This is a genomic window from Enterobacter cloacae complex sp. 6730903, from assembly GCF_048283985.1.
In the GTDB taxonomy this organism is placed as follows: Bacteria; Pseudomonadota; Gammaproteobacteria; order Enterobacterales; family Enterobacteriaceae; genus Enterobacter; species Enterobacter hormaechei_C.
In genome coordinates, this window is sequence record NZ_JBLVXX010000006.1 from 64,723 (window position 1) to 78,346 (window position 13,624).

At 54.0% G+C, this 13,624-nt stretch carries 13 protein-coding genes; 9 read left to right on the forward strand and 4 right to left on the reverse strand.

The features are described 5' to 3' along the window. Positions 1–33 precede the first annotated feature (33 nt). Positions 34–1,578, reverse strand: coding sequence for a 2,3-bisphosphoglycerate-independent phosphoglycerate mutase (gene gpmM, locus ACNQ0W_RS04650; protein ID WP_062933135.1), 1,545 nt, complete (start codon positions 1,576–1,578; stop codon positions 34–36). Between the two features lie 248 nt (positions 1,579–1,826). Here gpmM and ACNQ0W_RS04655 point away from each other — a divergent pair, with 248 nt between their 5' ends. The 5 genes from ACNQ0W_RS04655 to cysE all read left to right on the forward strand — a co-directional run bounded on the left by ACNQ0W_RS04655 (position 1,827) and on the right by cysE (position 4,936). Continuing rightward, entirely contained in the window at positions 1,827–2,258 is a 432-nt protein-coding gene (locus ACNQ0W_RS04655) for a rhodanese-like domain-containing protein (protein WP_045349553.1), read from the forward strand. Between the two features lie 11 nt (positions 2,259–2,269). Then, complete coding sequence (grxC, locus tag ACNQ0W_RS04660; RefSeq protein ID WP_003860837.1) at positions 2,270–2,521, forward strand: glutaredoxin 3; 252 nt, start codon at positions 2,270–2,272, stop codon at positions 2,519–2,521. 31 nt (positions 2,522–2,552) lie between these two features. Continuing rightward, on the forward strand, positions 2,553–3,020 hold the full coding sequence (secB, locus tag ACNQ0W_RS04665) for a protein-export chaperone SecB (protein ID WP_003860835.1): 468 nt from the start codon (positions 2,553–2,555) through the stop codon (positions 3,018–3,020). Continuing rightward, a complete protein-coding gene (gpsA, locus tag ACNQ0W_RS04670) occupies positions 3,020–4,039 on the forward strand; it encodes an NAD(P)H-dependent glycerol-3-phosphate dehydrogenase (RefSeq protein WP_006812398.1) in 1,020 nt (339 codons plus the stop codon). The genes secB and gpsA overlap by 1 nt, the downstream gene beginning before the upstream one ends. 75 nt (positions 4,040–4,114) lie before the next feature. After that, the gene (cysE, locus tag ACNQ0W_RS04675; protein ID WP_022646641.1) at positions 4,115–4,936 is read left to right on the forward strand and encodes a serine O-acetyltransferase; all 822 of its coding nucleotides are present in this window, start codon (positions 4,115–4,117) and stop codon (positions 4,934–4,936) included. Positions 4,937–4,990: 54 nt separating this feature from the next. On the opposite strand, the gene ppiC is transcribed toward cysE, so the two are convergent. Further along, positions 4,991–5,272 (reverse strand): peptidylprolyl isomerase PpiC, encoded by a 282-nt coding sequence (ppiC, locus tag ACNQ0W_RS04680; protein ID WP_006812396.1) that lies wholly within the window; start codon positions 5,270–5,272, stop codon positions 4,991–4,993. A gap of 85 nt (positions 5,273–5,357) precedes the next feature. Between ppiC and rep the strand changes: the two genes are divergently transcribed. Continuing rightward, entirely contained in the window at positions 5,358–7,382 is a 2,025-nt protein-coding gene (gene rep, locus ACNQ0W_RS04685; RefSeq protein ID WP_015570023.1) for a DNA helicase Rep, read from the forward strand. Between the two features lie 51 nt (positions 7,383–7,433). On the opposite strand, the gene gppA is transcribed toward rep, so the two are convergent. Next, entirely contained in the window at positions 7,434–8,918 is a 1,485-nt protein-coding gene (gene gppA / locus ACNQ0W_RS04690; protein ID WP_003860828.1) for a guanosine-5'-triphosphate,3'-diphosphate diphosphatase, read from the reverse strand. A 5-nt stretch (positions 8,919–8,923) separates the two neighbouring features. Beyond that, a complete protein-coding gene (gene rhlB / locus ACNQ0W_RS04695; RefSeq protein ID WP_006812393.1) occupies positions 8,924–10,192 on the reverse strand; it encodes an ATP-dependent RNA helicase RhlB in 1,269 nt (422 codons plus the stop codon). 144 nt (positions 10,193–10,336) lie between these two features. Here rhlB and trxA point away from each other — a divergent pair, with 144 nt between their 5' ends. From trxA to wecA, 3 genes are all read left to right on the forward strand, one after another. Then, entirely contained in the window at positions 10,337–10,666 is a 330-nt protein-coding gene (trxA, locus tag ACNQ0W_RS04700; protein WP_006812392.1) for a thioredoxin TrxA, read from the forward strand. A gap of 341 nt (positions 10,667–11,007) precedes the next feature. Further along, positions 11,008–12,267, forward strand: coding sequence for a transcription termination factor Rho (rho, locus tag ACNQ0W_RS04705; protein ID WP_001054528.1), 1,260 nt, complete (start codon positions 11,008–11,010; stop codon positions 12,265–12,267). A 222-nt stretch (positions 12,268–12,489) separates the two neighbouring features. Next, positions 12,490–13,611, forward strand: a complete 1,122-nt coding sequence (gene wecA / locus ACNQ0W_RS04710; protein ID WP_045324788.1) for a UDP-N-acetylglucosamine--undecaprenyl-phosphate N-acetylglucosaminephosphotransferase — start codon at positions 12,490–12,492, stop codon at positions 13,609–13,611. Positions 13,612–13,624 lie beyond the last annotated feature (13 nt).

Below are 13,624 nucleotides of genomic sequence, written 5' to 3' on the forward strand. Positions count from 1 at the left end.
TGAAAAAATCGCCTTTCCCCTCATGGGGAGCGATTATTCCACGATGAACAGCGGCTTGCCAGTCATCTCTTCAGGGATTTCCATACCCATCAGCGACAACATGGTTGGCGCGATGTCGGAAAGCTTGCCGCCTTCCACAGCTTTCACTGATTTATCACCCACATAAATCAGTGGAACAGGCAGGTTGGTATGGGCGGTATGCGCCTGACCGGTTGCCGGGTCACGCATCTGTTCTGCGTTACCGTGGTCAGCGGTGATCAGCAGTTGGCCGCCTACGGATTCAACCGCCTTCGCAACCTGCTCAACGCAGTGGTCCAGCGCTTCAACCGCTTTAACGGCTGCTTCCATCACGCCGGTGTGGCCCACCATGTCGCCATTCGGATAGTTACAGATGATGGTGTCGTATTTACCGCTTTCGATCGCGGCCACCAGTTTTTCGGTCAGCTCCGCAGAGCTCATTTCTGGCTGGAGATCGTAAGTGGCGACTTTCGGCGAGTTAATCAGGATGCGGTCTTCGCCTTCAAACGGCTCTTCTACGCCACCGTTAAAGAAGAAGGTCACGTGCGCATACTTCTCAGTTTCGGAGATGCGCAGCTGCGTTTTATCGTTTTTCGCCATCCACTCGCCGAAGGTATTTTCCAGGGAAGCGGGTGGATACGCGCATGGCGCTTTGATATCCGCTGCATATTCGGTCAACTGGATGAAATCGATCTTCGCCACTTTCTTACGGGCGAAACCGTCGAAATCGCTGTTGACGAAGGCGCGGGTGATTTCGCGCGCGCGGTCAGCACGGAAGTTCATGAAGATCAGCGCATCGCCATCTTCCATGGCGGCATCGGCCTGGCCTTCAGCGCGGATCACGGTTGCCTTCACAAATTCGTCGTTTTCATCACGCGCGTAAGCCGCTTCCAGGCCTTCAACGGCGGTCGGGAACTGGAACTCGCCTTTTGCCAGGGTCAGCAGATCATAGGCTTGCTCAACGCGGTCCCAGCGGTTGTCACGGTCCATGGCATAGTAACGGCCAATGATGGACGCCACGCGGCCTTTGCCCATTGCGGCAAATTTATCTTCAAACGCTTCAAGAGAACCTTTTGCGCTGCGTGGCGGCGTATCGCGACCATCCAGGAAGGCGTGCAGATAGATTTTTTCCGCACCGCGCTCGGCGGCCAGTTCTACCATCGCCATGATGTGATCTTCGTGGCTGTGAACGCCGCCCGCAGAGAGCAGACCCATAATGTGAACGGCCTTGCCTGCGGCAACGGCTTTATCAACCGCTCCGGTGAGCGTTGGGTTGGCAAAGAATGTACGTTCTTTGATTTCAACGTCCAGGCGCGTCAGGTCCTGATAAACGATACGGCCCGCACCCAGGTTAACGTGACCCACTTCAGAGTTGCCCATCTGACGATCCGGCAGACCCACTTCCAGGCCAGACGCATCAATCAGGGTGTGGGGACGTTTTGCCCATAGCGCATCCATAACCGGGGTTTTGGCGTTGAAAATGGCGTTATCCTGTTGATCTTCACGGTAGCCATAGCCATCCAGAATCACCAGTACCATAGGTTTTTTAGAAACCGACATTGCGACAACCTCATGCTCAAGAGACAAAAAATTTGCGTAATTTTACTACAGCTGAATCGATAAAATAGCCGCAGAAGATCAAAGAAAGCGCGGGGGCAATGCTGTTCTCAGGCCATTTTGAGGCTTTTTTTACGTGGCATGCCGCAGAAAATAGATTAGCTTTATGTCGCTGGCTGTATTTGCCACAGCGCACAGGTATACTCCTGTCCTGGTTTTTTTAATCACTTAGTCGGGAGTTGTTACCCCCCATGCAAGAAATTATGCAATTCGTTAGCCGCCACCCGGTTCTGAGCATCGCGTGGATTGGCCTGCTGGTCGCTGTACTGTTCACCACATTTAAGGGACTGACGTCTAAAATTAAGGTGATCACCCGCGGTGAAGCGACACGTCTGATCAACAAAGAGGACGCCGTGGTTGTCGATCTGCGTCAGCGCGACGATTTCCGCAAGGGCCACATCGCAGGTGCTATCAACCTGCTGCCAGCGGAAATTAAAGCGAACAACATTGGTGAGCTGGAGAAGCATAAAGCCCAGCCGATTATTGTTGTTGACGGCACTGGCATGCAGGCGCAGGAATCTGCCAACGCACTGCATAAAGCAGGCTTTGAAAACGTAATGGTGCTGAAAGAAGGCATCTCCGGATGGAGCGGGGAGAATCTTCCTTTAGTGCGCGGTAAATAAGGAGTTAAGTGATGGCCAATATTGAGATCTACACCAAAGCAACGTGCCCGTTCTGCCACCGAGCGAAAGCGCTGCTGTCCAGCAAAGGCGTAACGTTCAAGGAACTGCCGATCGATGGTGACGCGATTAAACGCGAAGAGATGATCCAACGCAGTGGTCGCACAACGGTTCCACAGATTTTTATTGATGCGCAGCACATTGGCGGCTGTGATGACTTGTATGCGCTCGACGCCCGTGGTGGACTCGATCCGCTGCTGAGCTAGAGACTTTAGGACAATTAAAAAGGGTTTTTCCATGTCAGAACAAAATAACACCGAGATGACTTTCCAGATCCAGCGCATCTACACCAAGGATGTCTCTTTCGAAGCGCCAAATGCGCCGCACGTTTTCCAGAAAGACTGGCAGCCAGAGGTTAAACTTGATCTGGATACCGCATCCACCCAGCTGGCGGATGATGTGTATGAAGTCGTACTGCGTGTCACCGTGACTGCCTCTCTGGGCGAAGAAACTGCATTCCTGTGCGAAGTTCAGCAGGGCGGTATCTTCTCCATCGGCGGCATCGAAGGCAACCAGATGGCACATTGCCTGGGTGCATACTGCCCGAACATCCTGTTCCCGTATGCGCGTGAATGCATTACCAGCCTGGTTTCTCGCGGTACATTCCCGCAACTGAACCTTGCGCCAGTAAACTTTGATGCGCTGTTCATGAACTATCTACAGCAGCAGGCTGGCGAAGGTGCCGAACAACATCAGGATGCCTGATGAGCACTGTTAATGCGTCAATGACTGTGATCGGTGCCGGCTCTTACGGCACCGCTCTTGCCATCACGCTGGCAAGAAATGGTCACGACGTGGTCCTGTGGGGCCACGATCCAAAACATATCGCGACGTTGCAACACGACCGCTGCAACGTGGCGTTTCTCCCGGACGTTCCGTTCCCTGACTCTCTGTATCTGGAAAGCGACCTCGCGACCGCGCTGGCGGCCAGCCGCAATATTTTGATTGTGGTGCCAAGCCACGTGTTTGGCGAAGTCCTGCGTCAGATTAAGCCGCTGATGCGTGCGGATGCGCGTATTGTATGGGCGACGAAGGGGCTGGAAGCGGAAACCGGACGTCTGTTGCAGGACGTTGCCCGCGAAGCGCTGGGAACCGCGATCCCGCTGGCGGTGATCTCGGGGCCGACGTTTGCCAAAGAGCTGGCTGCGGGCTTGCCGACGGCGATTTCGCTGGCGTCCACCGACCAGGCATTTTCCGACGATCTTCAGCAACTGCTGCACTGCGGCAAAAGCTTCCGCGTGTACAGCAACCCCGATTTTATCGGCGTGCAGCTGGGCGGCGCGGTGAAGAACGTCATTGCCATCGGGGCCGGGATGTCTGACGGCATCGGTTTCGGCGCGAATGCGCGTACTGCGCTGATCACCCGTGGCCTGACCGAAATGTCCCGCCTGGGCGAAGCGCTGGGTGCCGATCCGGCCACCTTTATGGGAATGGCAGGGCTGGGCGACCTGGTGCTGACCTGCACCGATAACCAGTCGCGTAACCGCCGCTTTGGCATGATGCTCGGACAGGGCAGCGATGTAAAAAGCGCGCAGGAGAAGATTGGTCAGGTGGTTGAAGGCTATCGCAATACCAAGGAAGTTCGCGAACTGGCGCACCGTTTCGGTGTTGAAATGCCAATAACCGAGGAAATTTATCAGGTATTGTATTGCGGAAAAAATGCGCGCGAGGCAGCATTGACCTTATTAGGTCGTGCGCGCAAGGACGAGCGCAGCAGCAATTAGCCGGGAAGTATCGTCACCTGAATGACCCAGCCAGCGCAGAACTGGCTGGTCATTAACTATCGTCTGGAGCAAGCAATGCCGTGTGAAGAACTGGATATCGTCTGGAATAATATTAAAGCCGAAGCCCGAGCTTTGGCCGACTGTGAGCCCATGCTGGCCAGTTTCTATCACGCGACGCTACTCAAGCACGAAAATCTCGGCAGCGCCCTGAGCTATATGCTCGCCAATAAACTGGCTTCCCCTATCATGCCTGCTATTGCCATTCGCGAGGTGGTGGAAGAGGCCTACGCCGCAGATCCGGAGATGATTGCTTCTGCCGCCTGCGACATCCAGGCCGTGCGCACGCGTGACCCGGCGGTGGATAAATATTCCACGCCGCTGCTGTATCTCAAAGGCTTCCATGCCTTACAGGCGTACCGCATCGGCCACTGGTTATGGAATGAGGGACGCCGCGCGCTGGCCATCTTCCTGCAAAACCAGGTGTCCGTGACCTTCCAGGTCGATATTCACCCGGCGGCGAAAATTGGCCGCGGGATCATGCTCGATCACGCCACCGGCATTGTTGTCGGGGAAACGGCGGTGATCGAAGATGACGTGTCGATCCTGCAATCCGTTACGCTGGGCGGTACCGGTAAAACCAGCGGCGATCGCCATCCGAAAATTCGTGAAGGGGTGATGATTGGCGCGGGTGCTAAAATCCTCGGCAATATTGAAGTCGGACGCGGCGCGAAGATTGGCGCGGGGTCGGTTGTGCTCCAGCCTGTACCGCCGCACACCACCGCCGCTGGCGTCCCGGCGCGCATCGTCGGTAAGCCAGACAGTGATAAGCCGTCGATGGATATGGATCAGCACTTCAACGGTATTCACCACACCTTCGAATACGGCGACGGTATCTGAACGCCGGAACACCTAAATAAAAAAGCCCGGTGAGTCAATGCACCGGGCTTTTGATTAGTTGCGGTATAACACTTTGATAATGTGATAGCCGAATTGTGTGTGCAGTGGGCCAGTTGGCTCCAGCACCGGGCAGGAGAAGACCACTTTATCAAACGCCGGGACCATCTGGCCCTGGCGGAACTCGCCTAAGTCACCACCGCGTTTGCCTGACGGGCAAATCGAGTGTTTCTTCGCCAGTTTGCCGAAGTCGGCGCCGTTTTTAATCTGTTCGAGCAGATCCTGTGCCAGTTTCTCTTCTTTAACAAGGATATGCAGTGCTGCTGCTGTTTTTGCCATGATCGTGCCTTGAGTCGACTAGTTTACGATCGGTATACTACCACGCGTTTTTCCTCCTCTCCCGACTTTCATTGAGTGACCATTTATGCGTTTAAACCCCGGACAACAACAAGCTGTCGAATTCGTCACCGGACCCTGCCTGGTGCTGGCGGGAGCGGGCTCCGGTAAAACACGCGTGATCACCAACAAAATCGCCCACTTAATTCGGGGTTGTGGATACCAGGCGCGCCATATCGCGGCGGTCACCTTTACCAACAAAGCGGCGCGTGAGATGAAAGAGCGCGTCGGCCAGACGCTGGGCCGTAAAGAGGCGCGCGGGCTGATGATCTCCACCTTCCACACGCTGGGTCTGGATATCATCAAGCGCGAATACGCGGCGCTGGGCATGAAGTCCAACTTTTCTCTCTTTGATGACACCGACCAGGTGGCGCTGCTTAAAGAGCTGACGGAAGGGCTGATCGAAGATGACAAAGTGCTGTTGCAACAGCTGATCTCGACGATCTCGAACTGGAAAAACGATCTGATGACGCCGGCCCAGGCAGCGGCAAGCGCTAAAGGCGAGCGCGACCGCATCTTTGCCCACTGCTACGGTCTGTACGACGCGCATATGAAAGCCTGCAACGTCCTGGATTTCGACGATCTGATCCTGCTGCCGACGCTACTGCTTCAGCGGAATGAAGAGGTGCGCGAGCGCTGGCAGAACAAAATTCGTTACCTGCTGGTGGATGAATACCAGGATACCAACACCAGCCAGTACGAGCTGGTGAAGCTGCTGGTAGGGCAGCGTGCACGCTTTACCGTCGTAGGCGATGACGATCAGTCGATTTACTCCTGGCGTGGCGCACGTCCGCAAAACCTGGTGCTGCTGAGCAAAGACTTCCCGGCGTTGCAGGTGATTAAACTGGAGCAGAACTACCGTTCCTCCGGGCGTATCCTGAAGGCGGCGAACATCCTGATTGCCAATAACCCGCACGTCTTTGAGAAGCGCCTGTTCTCCGAACTGGGTTACGGTACAGAGCTGAAAGTGCTCAGCGCCAACAACGAAGAGCACGAAGCGGAGCGCGTAACGGGCGAGCTGATTGCCCATCACTTCGTCAACAAAACTGAATACAAGGATTACGCGATCCTCTATCGCGGAAACCACCAGTCGCGCGTCTTTGAAAAGATGCTGATGCAGAACCGCATTCCCTACAAAATCTCCGGCGGTACGTCGTTCTTTTCGCGTCCGGAAATCAAGGATCTGCTGGCCTATCTGCGCGTGCTGACCAACCCGGATGACGACAGCGCTTTCCTGCGCATCGTGAATACGCCGAAACGTGAGATTGGCTCTGCGACGCTGCAAAAGCTGGGTGAATGGGCGATGACCCGCAACAAAAGCCTGTTCACCGCCAGCTTCGATATGGGGCTGAGCCAGACCCTGACCGGGCGCGGTTATGACGCCTTAACCCGCTTTACCCACTGGCTGGGTGAGGTGCAGCGTCTGGCTGAGCGCGAGCCGGTGGCAGCTGTGCGCGATCTGATCCACGGCATTGATTACGAATCCTGGTTGTATGAAACCTCCGCCAGCCCGAAAGCAGCCGAGATGCGCATGAAAAACGTTAACCAGCTCTTCAGCTGGATGACCGAAATGCTTGAAGGCTCTGAGATTGACGAGCCCATGACCCTGACGCAGGTGGTCACCCGCTTCACGCTGCGCGATATGATGGAGCGCGGCGAAAGCGAAGAAGAGGCCGATCAGGTTCAGCTGATGACGTTACATGCCTCGAAAGGGCTGGAGTTCCCCTATGTCTATCTGGTGGGGATGGAAGAGGGCCTATTGCCGCACCAGAGCAGCATTGATGAAGATAACGTCGACGAAGAGCGCCGTCTGGCCTACGTGGGGATCACCCGTGCGCAGAAAGAGCTGACGTTTACACTGTGCAAAGAGCGCCGTCAGTATGGTGAGCTGGTGCGCCCGGAGCCGAGCCGTTTTCTGCTTGAGTTGCCTCAGGACGATCTTATCTGGGAGCAGGAGCGTAAAGTCATTACCGCTGAAGAGCGTATGCACAAAGGGCAGGCAAACGTGGCAAACATTCGCGCGATGCTGGCAAAAGCCAAAGAGAAGGGATAACTATTTGCAGGCCGGGAAAGGCAAAGCCGCCACCCGGCACGCTTCAAAGGGTCACTTCACATCAAGCGCCCAGTGCACATAGCTCTGCCACTGGTACTCCTGCTCAATCAGTTCCGCCCCAAGCGGATGATCCTCAAGCCAGTTTTCCGGCAGCGTCAGCGTCAGTTTCTCATCGTCTGCCGCCAGCGTAATGGCGGGCAGCAAATCATCACGACGCCGACTGGCAAACAGGATCGCCAGCCGAAGCAGACGACACAGATGCTCCGCCACGCGCGGCGGCACAGCGTTCTGCTGGTGAAGGGAAGAGAGATCGACGGCGTTAGTCTGATTTAGCAGCAGGGTAGCCAGCAGCTTCTTCTGGGCGGGCGTATAGCCCGGCAAATCGAGATTACGCACCAGCCAGGCCGCGTGCAGCGGTGCCTGCTTGTACTCCACGCTGAGACCAATTTCATGTAGCGCACAGGCGCTTAGCAACAGATCGCGGCTTAACGGTTCAATATCCCAGCTTTTTTTCACCTGATCGGCAAACTGTGACGCCAGTTGACTCACTCTCTGTGCCTGGTCGGTATCCACAATAAAGCGGCGCTGAACGTTACGCAGCGTACGGCTACGGATGTCCTGATCGACCGACTGGTGCAGCATTCCGTAGACCAGACCTTCGCGCAACGCACCGCCTGCCAGAGTCATACACTGGATATTCAGTTCAGTAAAAATGGCGATCAGAATGGCGAGCCCACTGGGGAAAACCAGCGCGCGTTCGAGCGTCAGCCCTTCTATTTCAAGCTCTTCCAGACGACCACACTGGATGGCGCGCTGTTTAAGCTGCTGGAGTTTGGCAAGCGTGATCCGCTCGTCCATTCCCTGTGCCATCATGATTTCCTGCAACGCCTGAACGGTCCCGGACGCGCCGACACACACTTTCCAGCCGTGATAGCGCAGTTCGTCCATGACCGGGCGCAGGACCGCGCGCGCCGCGTTTTCCGCCTCGTCAAAATTCTCTTTGGCAAGGTTTCGATCGGTAAAGTAGCGTTCCAGCCAGGTCACACAGCCCATCGACAGGCTGAAGAGCGACGTCGCCTGCGCGCCTGTACCCGTGACCAGTTCGGTACTGGCACCACCGATATCGACCACCAGACGGCGATCGTCGCCGCCGGTCGTGTGCGCCACACCCTGATAAATCAGACGCGCTTCTTCTTCACCGCTGATGACCTGCACCGGACAGCCCAGAATTTCCTGTGCTCTGGCAATGAAATCGCCAGCGTTAACCGCCAGACGAAGGGTCGCCGTGGCAACAACGCGAATTTGACTGAGCGGGATATCCTGCAAACGTTCTGCAAACAGACGCAGACACTGCCAGCCACGTTCCATGGCTTCCGGGGAGAGGTGATTATCGCTGCTCAGGCCCGCCGCGAGGCGGACCTTGCGCTTAATGCGCGTCAGCGTTTGTATGCTTCCCGCCACCTCGCGCACAACCAGCATATGAAAACTATTCGAACCGAGATCAATTGCCGCATAAAGCGAGGTGGAGCTGAGCATATTTTTTAACCTGAACGACGACGATTACGCGGTGCACCGCCGGAACGACGCGGACCATTGCCGGAGCGTGGACGGGTAAGGCGCTTAGGTGGCGGCAGCTCGCTCAACAGCGCGTCCGGATTGTATTTGCTCTGTGGAATAGAGTGACCGATGTAGGTCTCAATGGCCGGAAGATTCAGCGCATACTCTTCACACGCAAGGCTGATGGAGTGACCGCTTGCGCCGGCACGACCGGTACGACCGATACGGTGTACATAGTCTTCACAGTCATCTGGCAGGTCATAGTTAAAGACGTGCGTCACGGCTGGAATGTGCAGGCCACGGGCCGCCACGTCGGTCGCGACCAGAATATCAAGGTCGCCACGAGTAAATTCGTCGAGAATGCGCAGGCGTTTTTTCTGCGCCACGTCGCCGGTCAGCAGGCCCACACGGTGACCATCTGCCGCCAGGTGACCCCAGATATCTTCACAGCGGTGTTTGGTGTTCGCGAAGATAATCGCGCGATCCGGCCACTCTTCTTCGATCAGGGTTTGCAGCAGGCGCATTTTCTCTTCATTAGAAGGATAGAAAAGCTCTTCTTTAATGCGGTGCCCGGTTTTCTGCTCCGGTTCTACTTCCACATATTCCGCATTGTTCATCTGCTCGAATGCGAGTTCACGTACGCGGTATGACAGGGTTGCGGAGAACAGCATGTTCAGACGCTGGTTTGCCGCAGGCATACGGCGGAACAGCCAGCGGATGTCTTTAATGAAGCCCAGATCGTACATGCGGTCTGCTTCATCCAGCACCACGACCTGGATTGCGCCGAGGTTGATATGGTTCTGTTTGGCGTAGTCGATAAGACGGCCGGTGGTCCCAATCAGGATATCGACGCCGCTTTCCAGCACTTTCAGCTGTTTATCGTAGCCGTCGCCGCCATAGGCCAGGCCAAGTTTCAGGCCGGTGGCTTGCGCCAGGGGCTCAGCGTCTGCGTGGATCTGTACCGCCAGTTCTCGCGTCGGGGCCATAATTAGCGCGCGCGGCTGGTTAACTTTGCGGTCTGCAATCGCCGGGTGAGAAAGTAAATAATGAAACGTTGACGTTAAAAACGCCATCGTTTTGCCAGTACCGGTTTGCGCCTGCCCTGCAACGTCGCGACCGGCCAGCGTCAGCGGCAGGGCGAGAGCCTGAATGGGCGTGCAGTTATGAAACCCTTTAGTTTCAAGGGCTTCGATCACCTTTGGGTGCAGGGCGAAGTCGGAAAACTTCTGTTCTGTTAAATGTGTTTTGCTCATAGTGTGGTAGAATATCAGCTTACTATTGCTTTACGAAAGCGTATCCGGTGAAATAAAGTCAACCTTTAGTTGGTTAATGCGACATCAACACGTCGTTGGTGGAGACAAAACCAACGTACCAGGCTTATTCCTGTGGAGTTATATATGAGCGATAAAATTATTCACCTGACTGACGACAGTTTTGACACGGACGTACTTAAAGCTGACGGGCTGATCCTCGTTGATTTCTGGGCTGAATGGTGTGGTCCTTGCAAAATGATCGCTCCGATTCTGGATGAAATCGCTGACGAATATCAGGGCAAACTGACCGTTGCCAAGCTGAACATCGACCAGAACCCGGGCACCGCGCCAAAATACGGTATCCGTGGCATCCCGACCCTGCTGCTGTTCAAGAACGGTGACGTGGCGGCGACCAAAGTGGGCGCACTGTCCAAAGGTCAACTGAAAGAGTTCCTGGACGCTAACCTGGCGTAAGGTTTCTCAGCTGAGCGTCCAGAGCGCCTAATTAACGGCGAGATCTGGACGCCCGGCTTTAGTCGTGCTAAGTTAGCTATGACTACGTTTTAAACATATCTTGTTGTTTGAATCTTGTTTTACCCGATACTTCCCGTTGTTAACTTAAACAGTGCGTGAAGTTGCTAGATTCCGGGCTTGTCACTCAATCCGTCTTGTCGTTTCAGTTCTGCGTTCTTTCCCTGTGACCAGACAGCGAACAGACATGAGGTGATGGCCGCTAAACAGGCATGGATGACCCTGCCATACCATTCACAACATTAAGTTCGAGAATCACCCCGAGTTTAAGAACCCACACCATTATGAATCTTACCGAATTAAAGAATACGCCGGTTTCTGAGCTGATCACTCTCGGCGAAAATATGGGACTGGAAAACCAGGCTCGTATGCGCAAGCAGGACATCATTTTCGCCATCCTGAAGCAGCACGCTAAGAGTGGCGAAGATATCTTTGGCGACGGTGTGCTGGAGATACTGCAAGACGGATTTGGTTTCCTCCGCTCCGCAGACAGCTCCTACCTCGCCGGCCCTGACGACATCTACGTATCCCCTAGCCAAATCCGCCGTTTCAACCTCCGCACTGGTGACACCATTTCAGGTAAGATTCGTCCTCCAAAAGAGGGTGAACGCTACTTTGCGCTGTTGAAGGTTAACGAAGTTAACTACGACAAACCGGAAAACTCCCGCAATAAGATCCTGTTCGAGAACTTAACGCCGCTGCACGCGAACTCTCGTCTGCGCATGGAGCGTGGTAACGGGTCTACTGAAGACTTAACTGCGCGTGTGCTGGATCTGGCATCGCCAATTGGTCGTGGCCAGCGTGGTCTGATTGTGGCGCCGCCAAAAGCCGGTAAAACCATGCTGCTGCAAAACATCGCGCAGAGCATTGCTTACAACCATCCAGACTGTGTGCTGATGGTGCTGCTGATTGACGAACGTCCGGAAGAAGTGACCGAGATGCAGCGTCTGGTGAAAGGGGAAGTGGTTGCGTCTACCTTCGACGAGCCTGCTTCTCGCCACGTTCAGGTTGCGGAAATGGTTATCGAGAAGGCAAAACGCCTGGTTGAGCACAAGAAAGACGTGATCATCCTGCTCGACTCCATCACCCGTCTGGCGCGTGCCTACAACACCGTGGTGCCAGCTTCCGGTAAAGTACTGACCGGTGGTGTGGATGCCAACGCCCTGCATCGTCCGAAGCGTTTCTTCGGTGCGGCGCGTAACGTGGAAGAGGGCGGTAGCCTGACCATTATCGCGACGGCGCTGATCGATACCGGCTCCAAAATGGACGAGGTTATCTACGAAGAGTTCAAAGGTACAGGCAACATGGAACTGCACCTTTCTCGTAAAATCGCAGAAAAACGCGTCTTCCCGGCGATCGACTACAACCGTTCCGGTACCCGTAAAGAAGAGCTGCTTACCACTCAGGAAGAGCTTCAGAAAATGTGGATCCTGCGTAAAATCATCCATCCAATGGGCGAAATCGACGCAATGGAATTCCTCATTAACAAACTGGCGATGACCAAAACGAACGACGATTTCTTCGACATGATGAAACGCTCGTAACGCAAATAATCCCAGTAAACGCCACGTTTTTACGTGGCGTTTTTTATTTATGGACTATACGCTATTACCATACACTCCCAATTTTGACCGGTCGGTGCGAGAATGAGATAATTCGCACAGTAAAAATATTAATAGCTTGAATAATAAACAAATGGGTCGCAAGAGGTATGCTTTATGCCTTCTGGCTTGATGCCATCATGGTTATACTTCTTTGACTAACATATGTTGAGAACATCCATTGTGAACCTATTCGATACGTTTGCTGAACTAACCAGTATTTTTTTGTTTACTACTTGCTTTCTTTTTTTCGCGCGCAAGGTGGCAAAGTATCTGGGGTTAGTGGATAAACCCAATTTTCGTAAACGGCATCAGGGTATGATCCCCTTGGTGGGTGGTATCTCCGTTTTTGCAGGTGTCTGTTTCACTTTTGCTATCGCTGATTACTATATCCCTCATGCAAGGTTATACCTCAGCTGCGCGGCGGTTCTGGTTATTGTGGGGGCACTGGATGATCGTTACGATATCAGTGTAAAAATTCGAGCTCTCGTACAGGCTGCTGTTGGTATTGCCATGATGGTGGCAGCAAAACTTCACTTGAGCAGCCTTGGTTACATTTTTGGTTCCTGGGAGATGGTGCTCGGACCATTTGGTTACTTCCTCACACTCTTTGCCGTATGGGTTTCAATCAATGCCTTTAATATGGTCGATGGGATAGATGGTTTATTGGGCGGATTATCTTGTGTCTCATTTGCTGCTATTGGCATTATCCTATGGTTTGATAGTCAATACAGCCTGGCAATGTGGTGTTTCGCCATGATTGCGGCCATTCTACCCTACATCCTGTTAAATCTTGGGGCGCTGGGCCGTCGCTATAAAGTCTTTATGGGCGACGCGGGTAGCACATTGATTGGTTTCACTATTATCTGGATCTTGTTGGAAACTACGCAGGGTAAAACTCACCCTATCAGCCCGGTAACGGCTCTCTGGATTATCGCCATCCCGCTGATGGACATGGTCGCTATTATGTACCGCCGTCTGCGTAAAGGGATGAGCCCGTTTTCTGCCGATAGGCAACATATTCATCACCTGATTATGCGCGCCGGCTTCACGTCTCGTCAGGCATTTGTGTTGATTACGCTTGCGGCTGCTATTCTGGCTGCGATTGGCGTTGCCGCGGAATACGCACATTTCATTCCTGAATGGGTAATGTTGGTATTATTCTTGCTAGCATTTTTCATGTACGGTTACTGCATCAAGCGTGCATGGAAAGTCGCGCGTTTTATTAAACGTTTAAAACGCAGGATGCGTCGGAACAGTGGCAAAAACACAACATTAACTAAGTAAAACCGGGACTATG

Excerpts from the sequence above, each read along its gene's own strand:
- gpmM (WP_062933135.1), bottom strand. The coding sequence starts at position 1,578 with ATGTCGGTTTCTAAAAAACCTATGGTACTGGTGATTCTGGATGGCTAT.
- ACNQ0W_RS04655 (WP_045349553.1), top strand. The coding sequence starts at position 1,827 with ATGCAAGAAATTATGCAATTCGTTAGCCGCCACCCGGTTCTGAGCATC.
- grxC (WP_003860837.1), top strand. The coding sequence starts at position 2,270 with ATGGCCAATATTGAGATCTACACCAAAGCAACGTGCCCGTTCTGCCAC.
- secB (WP_003860835.1), top strand. The coding sequence starts at position 2,553 with ATGTCAGAACAAAATAACACCGAGATGACTTTCCAGATCCAGCGCATC.
- gpsA (WP_006812398.1), top strand. The coding sequence starts at position 3,020 with ATGAGCACTGTTAATGCGTCAATGACTGTGATCGGTGCCGGCTCTTAC.
- cysE (WP_022646641.1), top strand. The coding sequence starts at position 4,115 with ATGCCGTGTGAAGAACTGGATATCGTCTGGAATAATATTAAAGCCGAA.
- ppiC (WP_006812396.1), bottom strand. The coding sequence starts at position 5,272 with ATGGCAAAAACAGCAGCAGCACTGCATATCCTTGTTAAAGAAGAGAAA.
- rep (WP_015570023.1), top strand. The coding sequence starts at position 5,358 with ATGCGTTTAAACCCCGGACAACAACAAGCTGTCGAATTCGTCACCGGA.
- gppA (WP_003860828.1), bottom strand. The coding sequence starts at position 8,918 with ATGCTCAGCTCCACCTCGCTTTATGCGGCAATTGATCTCGGTTCGAAT.
- rhlB (WP_006812393.1), bottom strand. The coding sequence starts at position 10,192 with ATGAGCAAAACACATTTAACAGAACAGAAGTTTTCCGACTTCGCCCTG.
- trxA (WP_006812392.1), top strand. The coding sequence starts at position 10,337 with ATGAGCGATAAAATTATTCACCTGACTGACGACAGTTTTGACACGGAC.
- rho (WP_001054528.1), top strand. The coding sequence starts at position 11,008 with ATGAATCTTACCGAATTAAAGAATACGCCGGTTTCTGAGCTGATCACT.
- wecA (WP_045324788.1), top strand. The coding sequence starts at position 12,490 with ATGTTGAGAACATCCATTGTGAACCTATTCGATACGTTTGCTGAACTA.